Here is a 24,868-nt window from a genome sequence, read left to right on the forward strand (position 1 = left end):
GGTGGCCCGGTTTTTTAATAGGGTGAGAATATGGCAAATGAAATGATTCAACATAAATTGGCGGTCCTTCCCGACCAGCCAGGCTGCTACCTGATGAAGGACCGGCAGGAAACTATCATCTACGTGGGCAAGGCGAAAGTGCTGAAAAATCGGGTGCGTTCTTATTTTACGGGCAGCCACGATGCGAAAACCCAGCGCCTCGTCAATGAAATCGAGGATTTCGAATACATCGTCACGTCTTCTGATAAGGAAGCGCTGATTCTCGAATTGAACCTCATTAAGAAATACGATCCGAAATACAATATCATGCTGAAGGATGATAAATCCTACCCTTATTTAAAGATAACGGGGGAACGGCATCCGAAGCTGATCATTACGCGGCAGGTGAAAAAGGACAAAGGGAAATATTTCGGCCCTTACCCGAATGCCTATTCGGCGAGCGAAACAAAAAAACTGCTCGACCGGCTGTATCCGTTGCGCAAATGCCATCAGATGCCGGACCGCGCCTGCCTTTATTATCATATGGGGCAATGTTTGGCGCCGTGCATCAAACCGGTGGAGAAAGAAACGTATACGGAAATGATCGACGGGATTTCGCGATTCCTGAACGGCGGTTTCCGGGATGTGAAACAGGACCTCGTCGAGAAAATGTCGGAAGCGGCGGAAAATCTCGAGTTTGAACGCGCCAAGGAATACCGCGACCAGATCAGCCACATTGAAAACGTCATGGAAAAACAGAAGATGGCGATGAACGATTTCACCAACCGCGACGTTTTCGGCTATGCCGTCGACAAGGGCTGGATGTGTGTGCAGGTCTTTTTCGTGCGCCAGGGCAAACTGATCGAACGGGATGTTTCGCTGTTTCCGCTTTACCGGGATCCGCAGGAAGAATTCATGACTTATCTCGGTCAATTTTACGAACAATCAAATCATGTGAAACCGAGTGAGATCCTATTGCCGGAGGGCGAAGATGCGGAACTGGTCAAGGATTGGCTCGATATCCGAACGCTCGTGCCGCAGCGTGGCAAGAAAAAAGACCTTGTGCTGCTGGCGAAGAAAAATGCTGAAATCTCCATCAAAGAGAAGTTTCAGCTGCTGGAACGCCAGGAAGTGCGGACGATCGGCGCCTGCCAGGAACTTGGCGATGCGATGAACATCCAGACGCCGCTGCGCATTGAGGCGTTCGATAACTCGCATATCCAAGGGGCGGACGCTGTATCGGCGATGATTACGTTCATCGACGGCAAGCCTTCCAAAAAGGATTACCGAAAATATAAAACGCGCACCGGTTCGAAACCCGATGATTACGCGGCGATGCGGGAAGTTATCCGCCGCCGCTATACGCGTGTGCTGAAAGACGGCTTGCCGTTGCCGGATCTCATCGTCATTGACGGCGGCAAAGGGCAGATGTCATCGGCGCGCGAGATTCTGGAAGATGAACTCGGCTTGTCGATTCCGATTGCCGGCCTGGCGAAAGATGACAAGCACCAGACGTCGCAATTATTGTACGGCAATCCGGTGGAAGTGGTGCCGCTCAAACGGACGAGCGAAGCGTTTTACCTGATGCAGCGCATTCAGGATGAAGTCCACCGCTTCGTCATCACGTTCCACCGCCAATTGCGCGGCAAGAACTCGATTGTTTCCGCGCTCGATGGACTGGAAGGGGTCGGACCGAAACGCAAGCAACAGCTGCTCAAGCATTTCGGATCCGTCAAACGAATCAAAGAAGCGGACGCTGCCCAGTTGATGGAAGCGGGCATGCCCGAGAAGCTGGCGGAATCGATTCAGCAGTATTTTACAGATGAAACATTGTCAAAGGAGTAAGTTCGTGTTATCGTAAAAGCATATTTAGATCACTTTTAAAAAGTGGTGATAGAGGCGCGACCGTCAACAGTAACCATTCGGAGATTTGCAGAATCTGTGAAGGATGGGGAAAGGGACGCTCGCCGAAGTGTGTGAAGGCTGCAGCCGAACACGCTGGTTCTGCATTTAAGAGATGCAGAGCTGTCAGAGTCAATCTCTGGAGGGCTATCTCACATGGACGTTTTATTTCGTACATGATGAAAGAGGTAGTTTGCCGGTTCGACGGCAGGCTGCCTCTTTTTGTGTCTGGTGCCGGTGTCCATGTGGACGCATGTGCCAGTCATATTGAGAGCCACATACTAATGTGGGAGTGGATGGAAGATGGAAACAATCGTGATGAAATTTGGCGGCACGTCGGTGGCGACCCCCGAGAAAATTATTGGGGTCGCGAAACGGGCCATTGTGGAAAAAGAGAAAGGCAAGCGCGTCGTCATCGTGGTGTCCGCAATGGGCAAGACAACGGACACGCTGCTCGGGATGGCGGCAGAAATTTCGGTCGAACCGCCGAAACGTGAAATGGATATGCTGCTGGCAACTGGCGAGCAGGTGACGATTTCTTTATTGGCGATGGCATTCAAGCAGCTCGGCCACGAAGCGGTATCGTTCACCGGCTGGCAGGCGGGAATCGAAACGGAATCCGTGCCGCGCAATGCACGGATTGAACAGATCCACACCGAGCGGCTGGAAGCGGTGCTGGAAAAAGGCTTCTTCGCCGTCGTCGCCGGATTCCAAGGCGTCGATCGCATCGGCAATATCACGACACTCGGCCGCGGCGGTTCCGACACGACCGCTGTGGCGCTGGCCGCTGCGTTGAAAGCGGAGAAATGTGACATTTTCACGGATGTCGACGGTGTCTATACGTCCGACCCGCGCTATGTCCGTGGTGCCCGCAAGCTCGAACAGATTTCGTACGACGAAATGCTGGAGCTCGCCAATCTCGGTGCCGGAGTACTGCATCCGCGCGCCGTGGAATTTGCGAAAAACAACAACGTCCCATTAACCGTTCGGGCAAGCTATTCCGACGAACCGGGAACTATCATACAAGAGGTGGTCACTGTGGAAAAAAATCTGATCGTCCGTGGCGTCGCATTTGAGCCCGGCATCGCTCGTGTAACTGTTACATACAATAAACCTTTCAACGGTTCACTCGCGAATATCTTCATGACGCTGGCGGAAAACCTGATCGATGTGGACATCATCGTCCAAAGCATCTCGGACGAATTCCAGCCCTCGGTATCATTTTCAATAAAAGAAGACAGTCTGGAAGAAGTGCGTCGCGTGCTTGAGGACAATAAAGAAGCGATCGGCTACCTGTCCACCGAATTTGAAGTTGGCCTGGCGAAAGTTTCCATCGTCGGCTCCGGCATGGTTTCGAATCCGGGCGTCGCTGCCCGCATGTTCGACATCCTGCGCCAATCGGAAATTCCGGTGAAAATGGTCAGCACCTCGGAAATCAAAATTTCCGTCGTGGTACCGGGTGCGGATATGGAAAAATCGGCGAATACGCTGCATGCGGCTTATGGGCTTGGATGAAGTATAAACTAACTAATGCAAGTCTCAGAACCCGGCGGTTGCCGGGTTCTTTCGTTATGGGAGCGAAATTCCCACAACCTATGCGAGATAAAAGCGGGATTTTTCGTTAATCCTTGTCTAAGGACTGAGCCCCTTATTACCCAAGATCGGGCGGGGCCGTGCCCCGCCACTGGGCAGTCCGCGTCCGCGGACTGCTTTCAAATCAGGGTTTGAATTATTGGTGAGTGCAAGCTTAAAGTGTGTCGACTTTCTTCTATATAATAGTGTTATAATTCAGATAACTTACTTGGAAGGTGGCGATTCGGATAGGGGAGGAAAGTTTGGAAATGGGAGAATGTTTGCGGCTGCTGATGGAGCGGCTGCCGGCTGGGCATCGGGAGCAGGCGCATCTTAAAAAAGAGCTGCACCGGTATGAAGCTGGCGTGCGAGGCGAGCAGCGGCTGCATGATAAAATGGTCGAGTTTCATTGGCATGAACCTTTTGAACTCCTGTGGGATACCGGTTTGCGGCTGGGTGACTGGAAAGTTCAAATTGATGGCCTGCTGGTGACCCCGCGCTGCATAATTATCATCGACTCGAAAAACATCAGCGGGAAGATCCATTTTGATGCGGCGACATCCGAATGTTATCGATTCAACAATGAAGGCGAAAAGTGGGTATTTGACGATCCGCGGGTGCAACTGGCGAAGCATATTCGTTTTCTCGAGTTATGGCTGGATAAAAGGAAGGTCCTGCATCCACCGGTTTTCGGCGTGGCAGTTTTCACGCCAAGGCATTGTGAATTTATTTCGAGGCCGGTGGGCCAGAGTATCTGCAAGACATATCAGGTGGTCGAAACGGTTTACCGAATTCTGGAATCGCAGAAAACATCGGCTGACTCCCCTAAGCCGAGCAAGATCCGCAAGTTGATCGAGTCGAATAATTATCCTTACGTGCGTCCGCCATTATGCGATTATTACCGGATAGATCCGCGGGAGTTGAAAATGGGTGTGAAGTGCGTCGAGTGCCGGGAGATTGCGGTGGAGCGGTTGTATAGAATCTGGCATTGTAAAGCTTGCGGCCATCGGGATAGGGATGCGCATAAGTTGACTCTACAAGAGTACTTCGCTTTGGTGAACCAAGAAATTGATAGTAAAGAATTTCGACGGTTTAGTGGAGTGGAGTCAATTTATTCAGCATCCAGAATGTTGGCAAAAAGCGGGTTGATAAAAACCGGGTCTAATAAAAATCGGAAGTATCACTCCAAATGATGAAGCTAAACCACTTTCATGGAAAGTGGTTTTTTGGTGGTTATTTCTCGTTTTAGCTGGATGTGCAAATAAAATCGATTTTGCGCAAACAAATCCGGATTATCGCAAACAAATTTCATTTTGCGCAAATAAATCCGAATTATCGCAAACAAATTCCGAACTTCGCAAATAAATCCTGATCCCCACACACCACCCCGAAAATCCCCCCCAAAAAACCGCCCCCACACCCGCGGAGACGGCCAATCGACAGCGTATTTGGATTAAACTTGCTCGCGCAGATCCGTTTTCAGCGTAATCCGTACCAGTTTCTTTTTCGGCAGCACTTCTTCGTAAGCTTCCGTCAAGAATCCGCCAATTTTTTGCTTTTGCTGGGCCAAAAAGCCGGCTTCCAGTTTGAAACAGCGATTTTCTGTCTTCAATGGGCGCAACAGGAAAATTATTTCGTCTTTGCCTGTCTTTTCTGTCACCAATTCGCCAAAATTTGCTTGGAGGAAGAAGTCGGCTGCTTCCTCGAGAGTGTAAAGTGGGAATTTGCGGGCAAGTGATTTGCCGGCCCAATAGAGGACGTCACTCTCGTGCTTTCCCAATACGTCGGATAATACATAGTCACGAATAATTTCATAGCCAAAATGCTCGTTTATTACAGGTTCTTTTGCAGTCATTATAAACCCACTTTCAATTAGGTGAAACCCGGGAGGGAATCTGTTGAATTAACGCTTGTTGCCTTGACGCTCCTAATCGAGCGGAGTACAATAAATATGTCATATTATTGTATCATGATGTTCCATGCAGTCAATGGATGCTTTCGTAAAATATCGATAGCAACGTTCACTGCCTTATTAATGTTTTGAGGAGGCTAACAGTTTTGGATAATCGTGAATTTTTATTGCGCAGGTTGCACTCATTGCTGGGAATTGTTCCAATCGGTTTATTCCTTGTACAGCATTTGTTTATCAACCACTTCGCAACACAAGGTGTCGAGGCATTTAATGCCGCATCCCACTTCATGGCGAACCTACCGTTCGTAATTTTCCTGGAGATTTTCGTTATTTATTTGCCGATTATGTTCCACGCTTTTTATGGTGTGTACATAGCGTTCACATCGCGCAACAACGTAGGGAAATACAGCTATATGCGCAACATTCTATTTAAGGCTCAGCGTTACACTGGGGTATTCCTTGTAGTCTTCATCGCATGGCACGTATTTGAAACCCGCTTCCAGGTGGCAATCGGCGCAGCAGAAGCTGATTTCAACATGATGGCCAACATTCTGGACAACCCATGGATGTTTGCATTCTACGTTGCCGGTGTACTTGCAGCAACTTTCCACTTTGCGAACGGATTATGGTCATTCCTTGTCACATGGGGAATCACGCAATCTGAAAAAGCTCAGCGATATACGACATACTTCACACTAGTGGTGTTCCTGGTATTGTCAGTAATTGGTATCCGTGCTTTATTCGCATTCGTTTAATACGAAATCGATTATTGGTGAATTAAAAGAGGAGTGAATACCAAAATGGCGAAAGGCAAACTTATTATTGTCGGTGGCGGGCTTGCCGGTTTAATGGCGGCTGTAAAAGGCGCTGAGGCTGGTGCGTCAATCGATTTATTTTCAATCGTTCCGGTTAAAAGATCCCACTCGGTTTGTGCACAGGGCGGAATCAACGGAGCGGTAAATACAAAAGGTGAAGGCGATTCACCTGATATCCATTTTGACGACACGGTTTACGGCGGGGATTTCCTTGCCAACCAGCGTCCGGTCAAAATGATGACAGATGCGGCGCCAGCGATTATCCGCTTGCTTGACCGCATGGGCGTTATGTTCAACCGTACGCCGGAAGGTCTTTTGGATTTCCGCCGTTTCGGTGGCACGATGCACCATAGAACGGCTTTTGCCGGCGCCACTACCGGCCAGCAATTGCTTTACGCTCTTGATGAGCAAGTCCGTCGCCACGAAGTGAGCGGTCTTGTAACGAAATACGAAGGCTGGGAATTCCTGGGTCTGATTCTGGATGAAAACGGTGTATCCCGCGGGATCACTGCTCAGAACATGACGACTATGGAAATCCAGGCGTTCCGCGGAGATGCTGTCATTATGGCTACCGGCGGACCAGGAATCATCTTCGGGAAATCGACAAACTCCGTAATCAATACAGGAGCTGCCGCTTCCATCGTTTATCAACAAGGCGCATATTATGCAAACGGCGAATTTATCCAAATTCACCCAACGGCAATTCCGGGAGACGACAAACTTCGTTTGATGTCGGAATCGGCTCGTGGTGAAGGTGGACGGATTTGGACTTATAAAGACGGCAAACCTTGGTATTTCCTTGAAGAAAAATATCCGGCTTACGGAAACCTGGTACCTCGTGATATCGCAACGCGCGAAATCTTCGATGTCTGCGTTAACCAAAAGCTCGGTATCAACGGCGAGAACATGGTTTACCTGGATCTTTCCCATAAAGACCCGAAAGAATTGGACATTAAACTTGGCGGCATCATCGAGATCTATGAGAAATTCACAGGCGACGACCCGCGTAAAGTTCCGATGAAAATCTTCCCGGCAGTCCATTACTCAATGGGCGGATTATGGGTTGATGATCACCAATTCACCAGCATTCCAGGCGTTTTGGCGGCAGGAGAATGTGATTACTCGCAGCACGGTGCAAACCGTTTGGGCGCGAACTCACTTCTTTCCGCGATCTACGGTGGTATGGTGGCAGGACCGTTCGCTCTTGAATACATCAATGGCCTTGAAGTTCTGGCAGAAGATATGCCTTCAGACATCTTCGATAATGCAGTTGCTGAAGAGCAGCGCAAATGGGAAGAAATCCTGGCACTTGATGGAACAGAGAACGCATATGTGCTGCACAAAGAGCTTGGCGAATGGATGACGGATAATGTAACAGTTGTTCGTTACAACGACCGTCTTCAGAAAACGGACGAAAAAATTCAGGAATTGCTTGAGCGTTTCAATAATATCAACATCACGGATACACAACTTTGGAGCAATCAAGGCGCAATGTTCACACGCCAGCTGAAAAATATGCTACATTTAGCACGAGTGATCACGATTGGCGCGTTGAACCGCAATGAAAGCCGCGGCGCACATTACAAACCTGATTTCCCGGAACGTAACGATGAAGAATACTTGAAAACGACTATGGCGAAATTCAATGGCTACGAGGCACCAATCTTCCATTTCGAAGAAGTCGATACAGGATTGATTCCACCGCGTAAGCGTGATTATTCAGCCAAAGCATAACTTTACGATTCAATGAAGGGAGATAGAATTACTATGGGTGAAGCAGCAAAAACGGTAATTTTTGAAATCGAACGCCGTGACTCAACGGATGCAGAAACGTACTTCGAGAAATTCGAATTACCATACCGCGCGAACATGAATGTCATTTCGGCATTGATGGAAATCCGACGCAACCCTGTCAATATGGAAGGGAACAAAACAACACCTGTAAACTGGGACATGAACTGTCTTGAAGAAGTTTGTGGCGCATGTTCAATGGTCATCAACGGCAAAGCACGCCAGTCGTGTACAGCGTTGGTCGATCAATTGGAACAGCCAATCCGTTTGCAGCCGATGAAAACATTCCCGGTTGTCCGCGACCTTGTCGTTGACCGCAGCCGCATGTTCGATTCATTGAAAAAAGTCAAAGCTTGGGTTCCGATTGACGGAACACATGATCTTGGCGAAGGTCCACGTATGCCTGAACGCAAACGCCAATGGGCTTACGAACTATCAAAATGTATGACTTGCGGAGTATGCCTTGAAGCATGCCCGAACGTCAACGATAAATCCGATTTCATCGGCGCTGCGCCACTTTCCCAGGTTCGCCTGATGAACGCGCATCCGACCGGCGCCATGAACCGTGACGAGCGTTTGAACGCTATCATGGGCGAAGGCGGCCTTGCATCATGCGGTAACTCACAAAACTGTGTTGAATCTTGCCCTAAAGGTATTCCTTTGACAACTTCAATCGCAGCGTTGAACCGTGAAACAACGGTTCAAATGTTCCGCAACTTCTTCGGAAGCGACCATGCAGTTTAATTAAATCCATAAAAACCTCCACTTCGGTGGGGGTTTTTTGTATAGGGAGAGGAATTTCAGATAACCGATATTCCGCAAAACAGCTTCGCTTGCCTGGGGGCTTGCACTGAGCTAACTCGGTCTCGTTTCACTTCGTCCGAGTGGATCTCAGCACTTCGCTTGGTCCCCATGGCGTCTGCGCTATTTTGCTCCATATCTCAGCTATTCTCTCAGCGCAGGGGAAGGTCGCCAACCGCAGATGGCGCACCTTTGCGACTAGCTGTGTGCAGGAGCATAACCTTTGCCATGTCCAAACCGACGAAGTGTTATCTTAACGGTAATTCTTTAGATCATCTTACATATCATAAATTTATCAATACGAACTTTAGAAAATGAAAATCGGCGCCCCGAACACCGGTTTTTGTTATACTGATAAAATAGTAAACGATATTTAACTGGAGGCATTCACATGAAAGCAAACTACATTACAGATTTTGATCAATGGAAAGAAGAGTTCAAATTCTCCACCCGCGTGCAGGTCCGTTTTTCCGAAACGGATATGTTCGGTCACGTCAACAATACGGTGCCGATCACCTATTTTGAGTTTGCGCGGATTGAATACATGAAAGAGTTGGGCCTGATGCAGCGCTGGTTGAAAGGCAATGGCGATTTATTTCCGGTGATTGCGGATATGCAAGTCGATTATACGCAGCAGGTTTATTTTGATGAACTGCTGGATGTGTACGTGAAAATTGCTTCCGTCGGCAGGTCATCGATCGATGTCCATTACTGGGTCGTCAACGCAAAAGGCGAAACCTGCTTTACAGGGCGAGGCGCGATGGTGCAGATTTCCAAAGCGACCGGCAAAGGCCATCCGTGGACAGAAACTGAAAAAGAACTTTTCGGCAGCCGCCAATTAATTTCATCAGAAAATTAAGTCAGTTCTTGCTAAATCAGAAAAGAACCTTCACTATATAAAGTAATAGGTGTATTCAAGGAGTGGACAATAATTATGACAGAGAATTTAAATGACCTAACCCATGATAGGGAGCAGGTAGCGTTTATGGAGAAGGAATTACGTTATATTTCCGGTATCATCAAGCAAAAAGGCCGGGAAATCCTTAATTCCTATACGATAACGCCGCCGCAATTCATTGCGCTGCAATGGCTGTTCGAACATGGCGATATGACGATCGGCGATCTGTCGAACAAAATGTATCTGGCCTTCAGCACGACGACGGATCTTGTCGACCGGATGGAAAAGAATGAACTGGTCGTCCGCATTCGTGAAGAGCAGGATCGCCGCGTGGTCCGCATTAAGCTGTTAAAAGAAGGCGAGCGGATTATTGAAGAAGTAATCCATAAACGACAGGATTATTTGCAGAATGTGCTGACGGAATTCAACGAAGATGAAGTGAAGCAATTTTCTTTTTTACTGGAAAAATTGCACACAAACATGAAATAGGGGCGGAACAATGCTAGCAAATTCACCAATCGGAGTGATTGATTCCGGAGTCGGAGGACTGACGGTAGCGAAAGAGATTATGCGGCTCCTGCCAAATGAAAAAGTGATTTATATCGGAGACAATGCCCGGTGTCCATATGGTCCACGGCCGCAGTCGGAAGTCAGGAAATATACCTGGCAGATGGCGCGTGCACTGATGAAAAAAAACATTAAAGTGCTGGTGATCGCCTGCAATACGGCTACTGCAGCAGCACTCGATTCCCTGCAGCGAAAATTGCCGATCCCGGTGATCGGCGTCATTTTTCCGGGTGCGCGGGCGGCGATGAAAGTTTCCGTTACGAAAGAAATTGCCGTGCTTGGAACGGAAGGGACGGTCAGGAGCGGTGCTTATGAAGATGCGCTGAAATCCCTGATGTCTTCGTGCCACGTGGTGCAGCTCGCTTGTCCGAGGTTTGTGCCGTTGGTGGAAAGTGATGAGTATGAGGGCGAGTTTGCCCGGAAGATGGTTCGCGACACATTGGCGCAGCTGGACCATAAATCGTTTGATACCGCGATTCTTGGCTGCACGCATTACCCGCTGCTGCAAGGGTTCATTGAAGAGAAATTCGGTCCGTCTGTGACCGTTTTATCTTCTGCTTCGGAAACGGCAAAAGACGTCGAAAATCATTTGCGCTTTCGGAATATGCTCGCGGATGCAAAACGGCAGCCGGTTCACGAGTTCTACACCTCGGGTTCAACAACAATTTTTCAGACGATAATTAAAAAATGGCTGGAAATCGACAAGCCGGTCATTCATTCCATAAAATTCCCCAAAACCTGATGGCGCTGCTGTCGGGTTTTTTGTCGGTTTCAATAAAATATGGTACGCTAATCGAGTAAATACAAGGAGGATATCCATGACTAGAGCAAATGAAAGAAAAGCGGACGAACTGCGTCCGGTAAAAATGCAAACTGAATTTTTGATCCATCCGGAAGGATCCGTCCTGATTACGGTCGGCCAAACAAAAGTAATTTGCACGGCAACCATAGAAGAGAAAGTGCCCGGGTTCCTGAGAGGCCAGGGGAGAGGCTGGATTACAGCTGAATATTCCATGCTTCCACGCGCCACGGGAAGCCGCAATCGCCGCGAGGCTTCTGCAGGTAAAATCGGAGGCCGTACGATGGAAATCCAGCGCCTCATCGGACGCGCATTGCGCGCTGTTGTGGATCTTGAGAAACTGGGCGAACGCACGCTATGGCTCGATTGTGACGTAATCCAGGCAGACGGCGGCACACGGACAGCATCAATCACCGGCGCATTTGTGGCAATGGTGATGGCCATCAGCAAATTGGAACTGACAGCTTTTCCGGTCACGGATTATTTGGCTGCCACGAGCGTAGGCTTGACGAAAGAAAATGGCGCCATCCTCGATTTGGATTATATTGAGGACTCGACGGCTGAAGTTGATATGAACCTTGTCATGACGGGTGGAGGCAATTTTGTCGAATTGCAGGGCACCGGCGAAGAGGCGACATTTACACGCGCACAATTGAATGACATGCTCGATCTTGGAGAAACCGGCATCCGCCACCTGATCGAATTGCAGAAAGAAATTCTGGGTGAAGCCGCAGCGCGTATCGGAGAAGAAACGCGGTCGGAATTATGAAAGAGATAATCATTGCGACGAAAAACAAAGGCAAAGCAAAGGATTTTGAAGCTTTGCTCGAGCCGATGGGCTATAAAGTTTTGACTTTGCATGATGTCGCTCCGCACCTCGACGTGGAAGAAACAGGGGATACGTTCGAAGCGAATGCGATCCTGAAAGCGGAAACGATCGCACAGGAGCTGCAGGCCACCGTTATCGCGGATGACAGCGGCCTCGAAATCGATGCGCTGGACGGCGAACCGGGTGTTTATTCTGCACGCTATTCAGGCGAAGAAAAGAACGACGATTCGAATATCGACAAAGTGCTGCAGAAAATGGTGCAGGTTCCCGCAGCCGAAAAGACGGCGCGTTTCCGCTGCGTACTGGCATTGGCATCGCCCGGCCAGGAAACGATCATTTTCGAAGGCACGTGTGAAGGCCTGATTGCCGATGAACGAAAAGGCGATAACGGCTTTGGCTACGATCCGATCTTTTATGTTCCGGCACTCGAAAAAACGATGGCTGAAATGGAGCCTGCCGAAAAGGCAGCCGTCTCCCATCGTGGAAATGCTATACGGGAATTAGGGAAAGCGATGCCGGGCTTGACCGGCAACTGAGTCTTGGCCCGGATACACCGTTTTTAAATGTTTTTTTAAAATAGCGTTGACTTTTTCGTAAAAGATTTCTATAATTAAAATTGTCTTTCGAAATAGAATGCATGGCCGGCTGCTTCAGCCTGGATCAAGCATTGAGCAGAAAGCCATGTCCCAGTAGCTCAGCTGGATAGAGCAACGCCCTTCTAAGGCGTCGGTCGGGCGTTCGAATCGCTCCTGGGACGTAATTATGCAGTTAAGCAGCCTCTTTCATTGAGGCTGCTTTTTTGTGTCCAAATAAACTGTCGTTTACTAATATTGGAATCATCAAATGATATAATACAATGGAAGATACAAATTGAGTCACCGGTAAAGCCCGGAGCTGAACAAGCTTTATTTCATTCAAAAAGACACACCAAAATTATTGCAGCCACTTTCTGAAAAAACCACATTAGTGAGGAGAATGACGATGAAACCTTTGGAATACACATTGGCGGATGTATTTACTGACAAGCCGTTTGGCGGCAACCAGTTGGCGGTCGTGGAAGGAAGAGACGATTTAACAACCGAAGCGATGCAAAAAATCGCGAGAGAGCTGAATCTTTCTGAAACCGTATTTGTTTATCCGCCGGCTAAAAGCGGCAACGCCAGAAAGCTGCGGATTTTCACGCCGCAAATGGAGCTTCCCATGGCTGGGCATCCGACAATTGGAGCCGCTTATGTGTTAGCGTCTTCCGGTGCCGTGCCGACAGAAGAAGGGCAAAATGATTGGGTGTTCGAAGAAGAAGTCGGGGAAATACCGGTAACTGTCCATAAGGAAGAAGGGCAGATTATTCAAGTTGAAATGAAACAGCCGCTGCCGGTTTTCAATGAAGAATTTCGAAATCGAAAACTTGCAGCCGATCTGCTGTCTTTAGCAGAAGAAGAACTTCTTCCGGATTTTCCGGTTCAGCCTGTATCATCAGGCGTGCCTTTTCTGTTCATCCCGCTGCGCTCGCTTTCGGCAATCCAGCGAATTCATTTCCGGCAGGATGTCTGGGAACAGCATTTCAGCAAAAACTCCGACATCCAGCACATCTTCACGTTTACGACAGAAACTGAGGCTGCGGAGTCAGCTGTCCATGCACGAATGTTTGCGCCTGCAATGGGGATTGCGGAAGATCCAGCAACCGGTGCAGCAAGTGGCCCGCTCGGCGCATATTTGGTCGAACACCAATTGCTGCCGAGGGGTGACGGCGAGGTTTATGCCATCCGAAGTGAACAGGGCTATGAAATGGGACGGCCGAGCCTAATCGATATCACGGTAACGGGGCACAGCGGTGCCATCAAAGAAGTGAAAATCGGAGGCGGTACTGTTGTCATCGGTAAAGGACAGCTGTTTATCTAGAGCAACGCCCTTCTAAGGTGTCGGCCGAGCATCCGAATCTAAAGTATGAGAAACCTTCTGACCGAATTATCGGCCGGAAGGTTTTTGTATGTGGAAATAAAGTGAACGTCTACTAATATCAATAAATTATTTCCTGAAAATCCCTTCCAAAAGGGTGAGGGGGTTTGTTAAGCTATTCTAAGGCCTGAAGAGAGAATACATAAGATTTTGGCGGGCAACATCATAGAAAGAAGGATGAAGGGGAATTGAGGACGAAACTTCCTGTTAAAATACTTTTGGCTACATTAATAATGCTTATTGGCTTCAGCGGCTCAGCCGCTTACGATATTTGGACTTACGCCGAAACGACGGAATTGGTGAAAGCGGACGCGGCCATCGTTCTTGGCACAGCCGTGTGGGGCGATGAGCCCTCACCGGTTCTGCGTGAGCGCATCAACCACTCGATTTGGCTTTACGAAAATGAGTACGTCGATAAGATCATCTTTACCGGCGGCAAGACGAATGGCTCGGAGTTCGCTGAAGCAGCCGTTTCGAAGAAGTATGCGGTGGCGCACGGCATACCGGAGGAAGATATTTATATCGAAGACCGCTCACTGGTAACGATTGAGAACTTCCGCTATGTTTCAGAAATCGCCGAGTTGCACGAGCTGTCGAATTTTCTTATCGTCAGCGATCCGCTCCATATGAAACGCGCGCTGCAGATGGCGGAGGACACCGGCTTTGAAGCTTACACCTCTCCGACAACGAGTTCGGAATATAATTCGGCTGCCACAATCATCCCGTTTTTCTTTCGGGAAATTGGAGCCTACGTCGCTTATGCGCTGTCTATCGCAGACTGAATATGGTTAAGAAATCTCTTCCTCTTCGGAAGGGGTTTTTATTTTACCTTAGCTTAACCTTGGGGGTGTTATGATTAAGATTAAGCAAAGTCTGGAAGGGCGTTGATTGCACGTGATTTACCGGGTAAAAAGGTTTAGATTTATTTTTAGAGGAAATGCTGGTAATGTAAAGACATTAACTTATGTAAAGAGGTGGTTGAATGCGGAAAAAATACAAGGATTTGAAACGTAAAGGCAATGTAGTGGTTTTTCCGACAACGATCAACCGCCTGTTGACGGAAGGGATGACGATGTTAAAAGAGGAGCGTTATGAGGAAGCCCGGGATGGCCTGTACCAGGTGCTGACTTATGAACCCGAACATCCGGCTGCTCTGGGAGCGTATTCGTATTGCCTCTATGAACTGGGGGATTACGAGGAAGCGCTGGAAGTGTGCCGCGAACTGTTGAAAGTGGGGCCGATCCACTACCTGGAAACGATGGAATTATACATAAGCATTCTCATGCAAGTGCGTGAATTTGAAGAAGCGGAGCGGGTCATCGAGGCGTTGATCGACGAGAAGGTATTGCCGGATGAGCGGCTCGAGCAATTTCACCTGCTGCGGAACCTGAACGAGCGCATTGCCTCAAAATCGGTGGAGAAGATTGATGCCGAACAATTCACGCCGGAAGCTTTTCTGGCATTGAATGCTTACGAGCAGGAGCGGAAAGTGATGGATTTGCCGCCGTCGTCATTCCCGCCGCTGACAACTAAATTGCTGGCGCTGGTCGAACATCCCGATATCGATCTGCTGGCGAAAACATACATATTGTTCATCATGCAGCAGGAAGGCATACAGGCAAAATTCAACATACATAAGTTTCATTATTACGGTGAATTCAATATTCATGAACTGACAGATCCGCAGGACAGCCCGCGCGTCAATGAAATCAAAGGGATCCTGGCGGAACAATTGGCGAAAGACCCGACCCGCCTGGAGATGGCGAATGAACTTTTCGAGCGGCATGTCTATCTGTTCTATCCATTTCTGATGGATGAATACGAGCCGAAAGAAGTGGCGGAAGCGTATATGTCCTATCTGGATTTATTGTTTACCGGCGAAATGGATCTTGCCAGCGACGAGAATCTGCAAAAACTGATCGTGCAGGCAGAATTGTGGTTTGAAATGCGCAACGAATAGAAATAGTTGAACCTCAAATCATGTGTGATATAATATTGAAGTTGTCAAAATTCGTATAAACGTATGAATGACTGTTGTAAAAAATGTTTGGAGGGCTTATATATGTCAGCAAAATGGGAAAAGCAAGAAGGTAACACAGGAACACTTACGGTTGAAGTACCAGCAGAGGAAGTAAATGCCGGACTGGACAAAGCGTTCAAGAAAGTTGTAAAAGAAATCAACGTACCAGGATTCCGTAAAGGTAAAATGCCACGCCAAATGTTCGAAAAGCGTTTCGGTGTAGAATCCCTTTACCAGGATGCGATTGACTTCATCTTACCGGATGCTTACGCAAACGCTGTTGAAGAAGCGGGGATCAACCCGGTTGACCGCCCGGAAATCGATATCGAAACAATCGAAAAAGGCCAGCCGCTTGTATTCACTGCTAAAGTGACGGTTAAACCGGAAGTTACACTTGGCGACTACAAAGGCCTTGAAGTTTCAAAACCTGAAACTGAAGTAACTGACGCAGAAATCGAAGAGAAATTGAAAGAGAACCAGGAGCGTTTCGCTGAACTTGCTGTTAAAGAAGACGAAGCGATCGTTGAAGGCGATACGGCTGTAATCGACTTTGAAGGATTCGTCGACGGCGAAGCATTCGAAGGCGGAGCAGGCACTGATTATTCGCTTGAAATCGGTTCAAACTCATTCATTCCTGGCTTTGAAGAGCAATTGGTAGGCGTTAAATCTGGTGAGGAAAAAGAAGTTGAAGTATCTTTCCCAGAAGAATACCACGCTGCTGAACTTGCAGGAAAAGCTGCAACTTTCAAAGTGAAAGTGACTGAAGTAAAAGGTAAAGAACTTCCTGAAATGAACGATGAATTCGCGAAAGAAGTCGATGCTGAAGTTTCTGGCCTTGATGAACTTCGCACAAAAATGAAAGAAGCGGCTGCAGCTGAAAAAGCATCTAGTGCTGATGCGGCAGTGCGTGACGAATTGGTTCAAAAAGCGGCTGAAAACGCAACAATCGATATCCCGCAGGCAATGATCGATTCAGAAATGGATCGTATGATGCAGGACTTCGAACAGCGTCTGACGCAACAAGGTATGAACCTTGAGCTTTACTTCCAGTTCTCTGGACAGGACGAAGCAGCTCTTCGCGAGCAGATGAAAGGCGACGCTGAAACTCGCGTACGTGTTTCATTGACACTCGAAGCGATTGCTGAAGCTGAAAACATGCAAGTCACTTCTGAAGATATCGACAAAGAACTTGAGAAGATGTCCGGCCAATTCAATATGGATATCGAGCAAATCAAAGCTGCACTTGGCGGCACTGAAATGCTTGAAAACGATATCCGCATGCAGAACACAGTTGAATTCCTGTTGGAAAACGCTACGATTACAACTGAAGTAAACAACGCTGAAAGCGCAGAATAAGCTTTTTAATACAATTCATAAAAACAAGGCGCGGAGACGCGCCTTGTTTTCACTACATAGAAGATTATTGAAATCACATAGGGCTGTGCAGCTCCATAGAATCTAATTAGTTGCTCAAACCACTGGAATCTTGTAATATTATGGCTTGAATAGGGGTGAATACATTGTTCAAATTTAATGACGAAAAAGACCATCTAAAATGTTCATTCTGTGGTAAGCCACAAGAGCAGGTGCGTAAACTGGTTGCAGGACCGGGTGTATATATTTGTGACGAATGTATTGAGCTTTGTACGGAAATCGTAGAAGAAGAGCTTGGTACAGAAGAAGCAGTGGAATTCAAAGAAGTGCCAAAACCGAAGGAAATCATGGATATCCTTGGCGGTTATGTAATCGGTCAGGACAAAGCGAAAAAATCGCTGGCAGTAGCTGTCTATAACCATTACAAACGCGTCAATTCCCAGAGCAAGATCGACGATGTCGAATTATCGAAATCGAACATCGTTCTGATCGGACCAACAGGAAGTGGTAAAACTTTATTGGCGCAAACTTTGGCCCGTATCCTGAATGTACCGTTTGCCATTGCCGATGCGACATCTCTGACGGAAGCCGGCTATGTCGGTGAAGACGTTGAGAACATCCTGCTGAAACTGATCCAGGCTGCAGATTATGACGTGGACCGCGCTGAAAAAGGCATCATCTATATCGATGAAATCGATAAAGTGGCCCGTAAATCAGAGAACCCATCAATCACGCGTGATGTATCAGGTGAAGGCGTTCAGCAAGCATTGCTGAAAATCCTTGAAGGTACGACTGCAAGCGTTCCACCGCAAGGCGGGCGCAAGCATCCTCATCAGGAATTCATCCAGATCGACACGACAAATGTCCTGTTTATCGTGGGCGGTGCCTTTGACGGAGTCGACCAGATCATTAAACGCCGTCTCGGCAATAAAATCATCGGTTTCGGCGCAGACCCGAACAAAGCGGAAGTTGACGACAAATCATTGCTCAGCCAATTGATTCCAGAAGACTTGCTTAAATTCGGACTGATTCCTGAGTTCATCGGCCGTTTGCCGGTACTCGCGAGCCTTGAACAGTTGGATGAAAGCGCCTTGGTGCAGATTTTGACTGAACCGAAAAATGCATTGATCAAGCAATACCAGAAAATGATGGAGCTTGATGGTGTGACATTGACGTTTGAAGACGAAGCACTTGTGGAAATCGCGAAACTTGCGATTGAACGCAAAACGGGTGCCCGCGGACTTCGTTCAATTATCGAGAATATCATGCTTGATGTAATGTTCGACTTGCCTTCACGCGAAGACATTGTGGAATGCATCATTACAAAAGAGACAATTGCCGATAAAATTCAGCCAAAACTCATGTTGGAAGATGGCACTGAATACATTGCAGATAATAATGAGAAAACATCCGCATAATTTAGGATGATATGGGCTGACTCAGATTGTGCACATCCGCGCGGTCTGAGGCAGTCCATTTTTTTGGCTTTAAATGGTGGCAAATTTAGATATTCCGCAAAACAGCTTGCTTGCCAAAACCTGTGCTCCTGCATCGCTGCGCTGCTTCGTCGCAAAGACTTAGCCTCGAATGCGTCGGCTAATGTCTTCGAAGCTGTTTTGCGGAATATCGATTAAAAAAATTTAATCTACTTATTGAAACATTCCCCCGGAGGTGGCTTATAGATGGTTAAGAAGAAAGTTACGAAACGCGTGCCTTTATTGCCGCTGCGCGGACTTCTTGTATTTCCGACAATGGTTTTGCATATTGATGTCGGCCGCGAGCGTTCGGTAGCTGCTTTGGAACAGGCATTATTGGAAGATAATATTATTTTCCTGGCGACCCAGAAAGATATCAGTGTGGAAGAGCCGGAAAAAGAAGATCTGCAAAAAATCGGTACGATGGCGTATGTGAAACAGATGCTGAAATTGCCGAACGGCACCATCCGCGTATTGGTCGAAGGGCTGGAACGCGGTCAATGGAAATCATATGAAGATGAAGAGAAATTCCCGGTTGTGGAAGTGACTTCATTCCCGGATGAAACCGAACGCGATGCAGAGCAGGATGCGTTGATGCGTTTATTGCTTGAGCATTTTGAAAAGTATTCCAAAGCGTCTAAAAAGGTGACAAATGAAACCTATAAGACGGTAGCGGATATCGAAGAACCGGGACGTCTTGCCGATATGATCGCATCGCATCTGCCGTTGAAAATGGCAGGCAAACAGGAGATTCTGGAGACGTTTGATATCAGCAAGCGTCTTGAGATGCTGATTGGCCGCTTGCACAATGAGCAGGAAGTCATCGATTTGGAGAAACGCATCAACCAGCGCGTTAAAAAAGCGATGGAGCAGACGCAGAAAGAATTTTATTTGCGCGAGCAGATGAAAGCGATTCAGACAGAACTGGGCGACAAAGACGGCAAGACTGGCGAAATTTCCGATTTGAAAAAACGGATAGATGCTGCGGGCATGCCGGAGTCAACGAAAAAAGTGGCGTTGAAAGAATTGGACCGTTACGAAAAACTGCCTTCTGCAGCAGCGGAAAGCGGCATCATCCGCAATTACATCGAATGGCTGGTCACGATTCCGTGGTCTGAAAAAACGGAAGACCGTCTCGATATCAAGTACGCGGAAGAAGTGTTGAACCGCGACCATGATGGACTGGAAGATGTCAAAGAACGCGTGCTTGAATATCTGGCTGTGCAGCAGATGACCAAATCCTTGCGTGGGCCGATTCTTTGTTTGGTCGGGCCTCCGGGTGTCGGGAAAACATCGCTCGCGAAATCGATTGCCGATTCGCTTGACCGGAATTTTGTCCGCATTTCTCTCGGCGGCGTCCGTGACGAATCTGAAATCCGCGGCCACCGACGCACGTATGTCGGTGCGATGCCGGGACGTATCATTCAAGGAATGAAAAAAGCGGGGACGGTCAATCCGGTCTTCCTGCTGGATGAAATCGAGAAAATGTCGAATGATTTCAGAGGCGATCCATCTTCTGCAATGCTGGAAGTGTTGGATCCCGAACAGAATAATTCATTCAGTGACCATTATATAGAAGAAACTTATGACCTTTCGAACGTGCTTTTCATTGCGACAGCGAATGATCTCAGCACAATTCCAGGTCCGTTGCGTGACCGCATGGAAGTGATTTCGATTGCGGGTTATACGGAAGCGGAGAAAACGCAGATTGCGAAGAATCACTTGGCACCGAAGCAATTGAAGGAGCACGGGTTGACCCCGGAGCAGCTGCAATTTACAGATGATGCATTATTGTCCATCGTCCGTTATTACACGCGCGAAGCGGGAGTCCGCGGGCTCGAACGACAGCTTGCCTCGATTTGCCGGAAAGTGACGAAGCAGCTCGTTTCGAAAGAAAAAGAAGCTGTGGAAGTGACTGGCAAAGAAGTCGAAGAATATCTCGGTAAACGTAAATTCCGCTACGGCATGGCTGAAACGGAAAATCAAATCGGTGTCGCGACCGGGCTTGCTTATACGAGCACCGGCGGCGATACCTTGCAGATCGAAGTGGCGCTGTCACCGGGCAAAGGCAAATTGCAATTGACCGGGAAATTGGGAGACGTCATGAAGGAATCGGCGCAGACGGCTTTATCGTTTGTGCGTTCGAGAGCCGAATCGCTGGGCCTTGATCCGAATTTCCATGAATCCCATGATATCCATATCCACGTTCCTGAAGGCGCGGTTCCAAAAGACGGGCCTTCAGCGGGTGTGGCCATTGCGACAGCATTGGTGTCAGCATTGTCGAGCCGTCCAATCCGCCGCGAAGTCGGAATGACGGGGGAGATCACATTGCGTGGACGCGTGCTGCCAATCGGCGGCGTGAAAGAAAAAACCTTGAGCGCTCACCGCGCCGGGTTGACGACAATCATCCTGCCGATGGAAAACGAGCGCGATATCGAAGACATACCGGAAACGGTGCGTGAACAATTGACGTTCAAATTTGTAGCAGAGGCAGACGAAGCGCTCCAAATTGCGTTAGAAGGAGTAAACGAATGAAAGTAAATAATGTAGAACTTGTAATCAGCGCCGTCCGTCCGGATCAATATCCGGAAGACGGCCTGCCGGAATTCGCGCTTGCGGGACGTTCCAATGTTGGTAAATCATCATTTATCAATAAAATGATCGGCCGCAAAAGCATGGCGCGTATTTCGGCGAAACCCGGCAAGACGCAGACGCTGAATTTCTATAAGATAGAAGAAAAGCTGTTCTATGTCGATGTGCCGGGCTACGGCTACGCCAAAGTATCGAAGTCGGAACGCGAAGCTTGGGGCAAGATGATCGAACGCTATATCACGGACCGCGAACCATTGCGTGCCGTCATCCAGATTGTCGACCTACGCCATCCACCGAGCCGTGATGATGTGGCCATGTACGATTTCATGAAGCATTTTGAAATTCCATGCATCATCATCGCGACAAAAGCGGATAAGATTCCAAAAGGCAAATGGGACAAGCACAAGAAAATTGTCCGCGATACGCTGGAGATGGAAAAGACCGATCCATTAATCGTCTTTTCATCCGATACAGGCCTCGGCAAAGAAGAAGCCTGGAAAGAAATCGAAAGCAGAATGTAAGAGGGAGAGCGCAGCTGAGGCTGCGCTTTTTTATGTGAAGAATATTGCATCGGCGCGGTAACCGTTAAATAAAATTGAGAAAGCGTGAGATAAACTTTGTTAACCATTAGATAAAAAGGGACAACCATTAGATAAATGACTCAAACCATTAGAAATGATCGGGCGGGGCGCCCCCGCCCACTGGGCAGTCCGCGGCAGTGGACTGCTTTCCATCTCCGAACTCATCCTTTCTTTGCAACGGGCATGGGGGAGCCGTGGATGTGCTCGAATATTGGCCGACCGCTCATAGAACTATATCTGCGGAATTCATGACTCTATTGGATCCTGCACTCATTGCCTCTTAGAGAAATCTCAAAAGAACAGCGCAGACGCCCAGGGGAGCAGGCGAATGCCGACGAAGTGCAAGATCCACTCGGACGACACACTGCCTAAGCTAGATGTTAAAACCGTGCTCCTGCATCGCTTCGCTGCTTCGTCGCAAAGACTTAGCCTCGCTTGCTTCGGCTAATGTCTTCGAAGCTGTTTTGCGGAATATCTGTTAGCTAAGAATAGTCTTTACATATAAAACACCGCCAAGTTAACTGACAAATTCGAATACAAGCGTTATCCTTGTCCAACAATATCCCCAATGCTAGAATTAGTTTATAATGATTATAAATAAACATACTTCATTGCTTGTTCACAATTTCAGAGGCTTAAAATCCTTTGACAGTGGTATACTTAGATATATGAAATATGGAACGTGAAAGGTGTTTTGAACCCATGCATACACTAGTAGTCGGGGTGAATTACCGATCTGCACCTGTTGAGATCCGTGAGAAGCTGTCGTTTATCGAAAACGAACTTCCACAGGCCATGCAGGCTTTAAATAAACAAAAAAGCGTACTGGAGAATGTCATCGTTTCGACGTGCAACCGCACGGAAATTTATGCGGTAGTGGACCAGCTCCATACGGGCAAATACTATGTGAAGCAATTTCTGGCGGATTATTTTAACATTCCGCAGGAGTCGTTTTCGCAGTATTTATTTGTCCATGAAAAAGATGAGGCAGTCGATCATCTGTTTCGCGTGACGGCTGGCATTGATTCGATGGTGCTCGGCGAAACCCAGATTCTTGGCCAGGTAAAAGGCAGTTTCCTTGCCGGACAGGAAATCGGGACGACCGGTACGGTATTCAATCAATTATTCAAACAGGCGGTTACACTGGCGAAACGCGCGCATTCGGAAACGGCGATCGGCGAAAATGCAGTATCAGTTTCCTATGCGGCGGTTGAACTCGGCAAGAAAATTTTCGGCACGCTGAAAAACAAGCATGTCGTTATTTTAGGCGCGGGCAAAATGGGCGAACTGGCGATCAAGAACCTTCAGGGCAGCGGGGCGGACCGTATTACGGTCATCAACCGCACATTCGAAAAAGCGGAATCGCTGGCGGCAAATTTTGGCGGCCAAGCGAAACCGTTGAGTGAATTGCAATGTGCATTATTGGAAGCGGACATTCTGATTTCGTCCACTGGTGCGCAGGAATTCGTCATCGATTTCGAATTGATGCAATTCGTGGAGAAATTGCGCAAAGGCAAGCCTTTATTCCTCGTGGATATTGCCGTGCCGCGTGATATGGACCCGCGCATCGGCGATTTGCCGAATGTATTCCTGTACGATATTGACGATATGCAAGGCATCGTCAACGCCAATCTGGCGGAACGTGAACGTGCCGCGAAACAGATCGTGACAATGATCGACACCGAAGCGGGTCAATTCAATGACTGGCTGACAACGCTTGGCGTCGTGCCTGTGATTTCGGCATTGCGTGAAAGAGCGCTTGGCATTCAGGCAGAAACGATGATGAGCATCGAGAACAAGATGCCGGACCTGACTGACCGTGAGAAGAAAATCTTGAACAAACACACAAAATCGATCATCAACCAATTGCTGAAAGAACCGATTTCACAGGCCAAAGAAATGGCCGGATCACCGAAGTCGCGCGAACAGCTTCAAATGTTCCAGCAGATTTTCGGCATTGAAGACGAAGTGCAATTGCAGATCGAACAGCAGTCTATAGTCGCGATGGCTAAAGCCAAAAGAAAAGCAGAAGAAAAGCAACAGCAAAAACAGGAATCACCCGGATACTCATTTTAATCGGTTTACAAGAGGCGTTTTCGTATCTATATGTTAAAATGTAGAGACGAAGCGCCTTTAACTATGGAAATGAAGGGGAATGGGATGGCTGATATAACAATGGCAAGGCTGCACGAAGCTATGGTTATTCTATATGCTGTCAGCCTTGTTTTTTATTTTTTGGATTATGTATATAAAGAGAAAAGAGCAGCCCGCGTCGCCATGTCCTTACTCGGTGTGGTGTGGTTGCTGCAAACGGTATTTCTGGTATTTTATATCATCGAAACACAGAGATTTCCGATTCTCACGTTATTTGAAGGCATTTATTTCTATGCCTGGCTGCTCGTTACAGTATCACTGATTCTGAGGATTTTTTACCGCTTCGATTTTGCGGTGTTCCTCATTAATATCATCGGATTCATCTTCATGACCATCCATACATTTGCGCCGGTGCAGATCGAGCGTTCTCCTGTAGGGGAATCGCTTGTCTCCGAGCTGCTGCTGATTCACGTCAGTTTTGCGATCCTGTCCTATGCGGCGTTTTCGTTGTCTTTTGTTTTTTCCTTGCTCCATGTGCTGCAATATCGTTTATTGAAGCAGAAAAAATGGACCAAACAATGGGACAGCCTGCCATCACTCGGACAGACGGAAAAAGGCATGTCGATATCGATCGGAGTGGGGATTTCCCTGCTGTTCGTGTCGCTGGTGCTCGGCTTGCAATGGGCGTACATCGCGCTCGTCGACTTTTCGATTCTCGATCCGAAAATCGTCGGTTCATTTATCCTGGTGGTCGTCTACAGCATTATTCTGTGGCGCCATCAGAAAGGCACATTGAATGGCATGTCCCATTCAATGGCCCACATTTATGCATTTTTAGTGCTGCTGATTAATTTCTTCCTCGGCAGCCGTTTATCGGAATTTCATTTTTGGTATTAAGGAAAGGTAGGATT

21 protein-coding genes, 1 tRNA gene and 1 riboswitch are annotated in these 24,868 nt (G+C 47.9%); of the genes, 21 read left to right on the forward strand and 1 reads right to left on the reverse strand.

Annotated elements, in window-relative coordinates:
• The first annotated feature begins 30 nt into the window (after window positions 1–30).
• The 3 genes from uvrC to DHX103_RS14935 all read left to right on the forward strand — a co-directional run bounded on the left by uvrC (window position 31) and on the right by DHX103_RS14935 (window position 4,646).
• Window positions 31–1,824 carry an excinuclease ABC subunit UvrC gene (uvrC, locus tag DHX103_RS14925; RefSeq protein ID WP_422123012.1) on the forward strand — a complete coding sequence of 598 codons (1,794 nt, stop codon included), beginning with the start codon at window positions 31–33 and terminating at the stop codon, window positions 1,822–1,824.
• Window positions 1,825–1,865: 41 nt separating this feature from the next.
• Window positions 1,866–2,039: riboswitch (Lysine riboswitch) on the forward strand.
• 145 nt (window positions 2,040–2,184) lie between these two features.
• Window positions 2,185–3,396: an aspartate kinase gene (locus DHX103_RS14930; protein ID WP_422123013.1), complete on the forward strand. Its 1,212-nt coding sequence runs from the start codon at window positions 2,185–2,187 to the stop codon at window positions 3,394–3,396.
• A gap of 326 nt (window positions 3,397–3,722) precedes the next feature.
• Entirely contained in the window at window positions 3,723–4,646 is a 924-nt protein-coding gene (locus DHX103_RS14935; RefSeq protein ID WP_422124795.1) for a nuclease-related domain-containing protein, read from the forward strand.
• A gap of 260 nt (window positions 4,647–4,906) precedes the next feature.
• On the opposite strand, the gene DHX103_RS14940 is transcribed toward DHX103_RS14935, so the two are convergent.
• On the reverse strand, window positions 4,907–5,308 hold the full coding sequence (locus tag DHX103_RS14940; protein ID WP_422123014.1) for a YslB family protein: 402 nt from the start codon (window positions 5,306–5,308) through the stop codon (window positions 4,907–4,909).
• A 203-nt stretch (window positions 5,309–5,511) separates the two neighbouring features.
• Between DHX103_RS14940 and DHX103_RS14945 the strand changes: the two genes are divergently transcribed.
• The 18 genes from DHX103_RS14945 (at window position 5,512) to DHX103_RS15030 (ending at window position 24,854) form a co-directional block, all read left to right on the forward strand.
• A complete protein-coding gene (locus DHX103_RS14945; RefSeq protein WP_422123015.1) occupies window positions 5,512–6,120 on the forward strand; it encodes a succinate dehydrogenase cytochrome b558 subunit in 609 nt (202 codons plus the stop codon).
• 45 nt (window positions 6,121–6,165) lie between these two features.
• Entirely contained in the window at window positions 6,166–7,914 is a 1,749-nt protein-coding gene (gene sdhA, locus DHX103_RS14950; RefSeq protein ID WP_422123016.1) for a succinate dehydrogenase flavoprotein subunit, read from the forward strand.
• 33 nt (window positions 7,915–7,947) lie between these two features.
• On the forward strand, window positions 7,948–8,715 hold the full coding sequence (gene sdhB / locus DHX103_RS14955) for a succinate dehydrogenase iron-sulfur subunit (protein WP_422123017.1): 768 nt from the start codon (window positions 7,948–7,950) through the stop codon (window positions 8,713–8,715).
• Window positions 8,716–9,163: 448 nt separating this feature from the next.
• Window positions 9,164–9,631, forward strand: a complete 468-nt coding sequence (locus DHX103_RS14960) for an acyl-CoA thioesterase (protein WP_422123018.1) — start codon at window positions 9,164–9,166, stop codon at window positions 9,629–9,631.
• Between the two features lie 75 nt (window positions 9,632–9,706).
• Window positions 9,707–10,159 carry a MarR family winged helix-turn-helix transcriptional regulator gene (locus DHX103_RS14965; RefSeq protein WP_422123019.1) on the forward strand — a complete coding sequence of 151 codons (453 nt, stop codon included), beginning with the start codon at window positions 9,707–9,709 and terminating at the stop codon, window positions 10,157–10,159.
• A gap of 10 nt (window positions 10,160–10,169) precedes the next feature.
• A complete protein-coding gene (gene racE / locus DHX103_RS14970; protein ID WP_422123020.1) occupies window positions 10,170–10,979 on the forward strand; it encodes a glutamate racemase in 810 nt (269 codons plus the stop codon).
• Window positions 10,980–11,055: 76 nt separating this feature from the next.
• Entirely contained in the window at window positions 11,056–11,805 is a 750-nt protein-coding gene (gene rph / locus DHX103_RS14975) for a ribonuclease PH (protein ID WP_422123021.1), read from the forward strand.
• Entirely contained in the window at window positions 11,802–12,401 is a 600-nt protein-coding gene (locus tag DHX103_RS14980; protein WP_422123022.1) for an XTP/dITP diphosphatase, read from the forward strand. The genes rph and DHX103_RS14980 overlap by 4 nt, the downstream gene beginning before the upstream one ends.
• Window positions 12,402–12,548: 147 nt before the next feature.
• Window positions 12,549–12,622 (forward strand) — tRNA-Arg (locus DHX103_RS14985).
• Window positions 12,623–12,846: 224 nt separating this feature from the next.
• Entirely contained in the window at window positions 12,847–13,764 is a 918-nt protein-coding gene (locus tag DHX103_RS14990) for a PhzF family phenazine biosynthesis protein (protein ID WP_422123023.1), read from the forward strand.
• Between the two features lie 245 nt (window positions 13,765–14,009).
• Entirely contained in the window at window positions 14,010–14,603 is a 594-nt protein-coding gene (locus DHX103_RS14995; RefSeq protein ID WP_422123024.1) for a YdcF family protein, read from the forward strand.
• 200 nt (window positions 14,604–14,803) lie between these two features.
• Window positions 14,804–15,781 (forward strand): tetratricopeptide repeat protein, encoded by a 978-nt coding sequence (locus DHX103_RS15000; RefSeq protein ID WP_422123025.1) that lies wholly within the window; start codon window positions 14,804–14,806, stop codon window positions 15,779–15,781.
• Between the two features lie 102 nt (window positions 15,782–15,883).
• Window positions 15,884–17,197, forward strand: coding sequence for a trigger factor (gene tig, locus DHX103_RS15005; protein ID WP_422123026.1), 1,314 nt, complete (start codon window positions 15,884–15,886; stop codon window positions 17,195–17,197).
• A 164-nt stretch (window positions 17,198–17,361) separates the two neighbouring features.
• Complete coding sequence (gene clpX / locus DHX103_RS15010) at window positions 17,362–18,633, forward strand: ATP-dependent protease ATP-binding subunit ClpX (protein WP_422123027.1); 1,272 nt, start codon at window positions 17,362–17,364, stop codon at window positions 18,631–18,633.
• A 264-nt stretch (window positions 18,634–18,897) separates the two neighbouring features.
• The gene (gene lon / locus DHX103_RS15015; RefSeq protein WP_422123028.1) at window positions 18,898–21,225 is read left to right on the forward strand and encodes an endopeptidase La; all 2,328 of its coding nucleotides are present in this window, start codon (window positions 18,898–18,900) and stop codon (window positions 21,223–21,225) included.
• Complete coding sequence (gene yihA / locus DHX103_RS15020) at window positions 21,222–21,803, forward strand: ribosome biogenesis GTP-binding protein YihA/YsxC (RefSeq protein ID WP_422123029.1); 582 nt, start codon at window positions 21,222–21,224, stop codon at window positions 21,801–21,803. The genes lon and yihA overlap by 4 nt, the downstream gene beginning before the upstream one ends.
• Before the next feature lie 762 nt (window positions 21,804–22,565).
• Window positions 22,566–23,939: a glutamyl-tRNA reductase gene (gene hemA, locus DHX103_RS15025; RefSeq protein ID WP_422123030.1), complete on the forward strand. Its 1,374-nt coding sequence runs from the start codon at window positions 22,566–22,568 to the stop codon at window positions 23,937–23,939.
• A gap of 84 nt (window positions 23,940–24,023) precedes the next feature.
• Window positions 24,024–24,854 carry a cytochrome C assembly family protein gene (locus tag DHX103_RS15030; protein ID WP_422123031.1) on the forward strand — a complete coding sequence of 277 codons (831 nt, stop codon included), beginning with the start codon at window positions 24,024–24,026 and terminating at the stop codon, window positions 24,852–24,854.
• Window positions 24,855–24,868 lie beyond the last annotated feature (14 nt).

The sequence above is a fragment of the Planococcus daihaiensis genome, from assembly GCF_049262615.1.
Lineage (GTDB): Bacteria > Bacillota > Bacilli > Bacillales_A > Planococcaceae > Planococcus.

Excerpts from the sequence above, each read along its gene's own strand:
- uvrC (WP_422123012.1), top strand. The coding sequence starts at position 31 with ATGGCAAATGAAATGATTCAACATAAATTGGCGGTCCTTCCCGACCAG.
- DHX103_RS14930 (WP_422123013.1), top strand. The coding sequence starts at position 2,185 with ATGGAAACAATCGTGATGAAATTTGGCGGCACGTCGGTGGCGACCCCC.
- DHX103_RS14935 (WP_422124795.1), top strand. The coding sequence starts at position 3,723 with ATGGGAGAATGTTTGCGGCTGCTGATGGAGCGGCTGCCGGCTGGGCAT.
- DHX103_RS14940 (WP_422123014.1), bottom strand. The coding sequence starts at position 5,308 with ATGACTGCAAAAGAACCTGTAATAAACGAGCATTTTGGCTATGAAATT.
- sdhA (WP_422123016.1), top strand. The coding sequence starts at position 6,166 with ATGGCGAAAGGCAAACTTATTATTGTCGGTGGCGGGCTTGCCGGTTTA.
- sdhB (WP_422123017.1), top strand. The coding sequence starts at position 7,948 with ATGGGTGAAGCAGCAAAAACGGTAATTTTTGAAATCGAACGCCGTGAC.
- DHX103_RS14960 (WP_422123018.1), top strand. The coding sequence starts at position 9,164 with ATGAAAGCAAACTACATTACAGATTTTGATCAATGGAAAGAAGAGTTC.
- DHX103_RS14965 (WP_422123019.1), top strand. The coding sequence starts at position 9,707 with ATGACAGAGAATTTAAATGACCTAACCCATGATAGGGAGCAGGTAGCG.
- racE (WP_422123020.1), top strand. The coding sequence starts at position 10,170 with ATGCTAGCAAATTCACCAATCGGAGTGATTGATTCCGGAGTCGGAGGA.
- rph (WP_422123021.1), top strand. The coding sequence starts at position 11,056 with ATGACTAGAGCAAATGAAAGAAAAGCGGACGAACTGCGTCCGGTAAAA.
- DHX103_RS14980 (WP_422123022.1), top strand. The coding sequence starts at position 11,802 with ATGAAAGAGATAATCATTGCGACGAAAAACAAAGGCAAAGCAAAGGAT.
- DHX103_RS14990 (WP_422123023.1), top strand. The coding sequence starts at position 12,847 with ATGAAACCTTTGGAATACACATTGGCGGATGTATTTACTGACAAGCCG.
- DHX103_RS15000 (WP_422123025.1), top strand. The coding sequence starts at position 14,804 with ATGCGGAAAAAATACAAGGATTTGAAACGTAAAGGCAATGTAGTGGTT.
- tig (WP_422123026.1), top strand. The coding sequence starts at position 15,884 with ATGTCAGCAAAATGGGAAAAGCAAGAAGGTAACACAGGAACACTTACG.
- lon (WP_422123028.1), top strand. The coding sequence starts at position 18,898 with ATGGTTAAGAAGAAAGTTACGAAACGCGTGCCTTTATTGCCGCTGCGC.
- yihA (WP_422123029.1), top strand. The coding sequence starts at position 21,222 with ATGAAAGTAAATAATGTAGAACTTGTAATCAGCGCCGTCCGTCCGGAT.
- hemA (WP_422123030.1), top strand. The coding sequence starts at position 22,566 with ATGCATACACTAGTAGTCGGGGTGAATTACCGATCTGCACCTGTTGAG.
- DHX103_RS15030 (WP_422123031.1), top strand. The coding sequence starts at position 24,024 with ATGGCTGATATAACAATGGCAAGGCTGCACGAAGCTATGGTTATTCTA.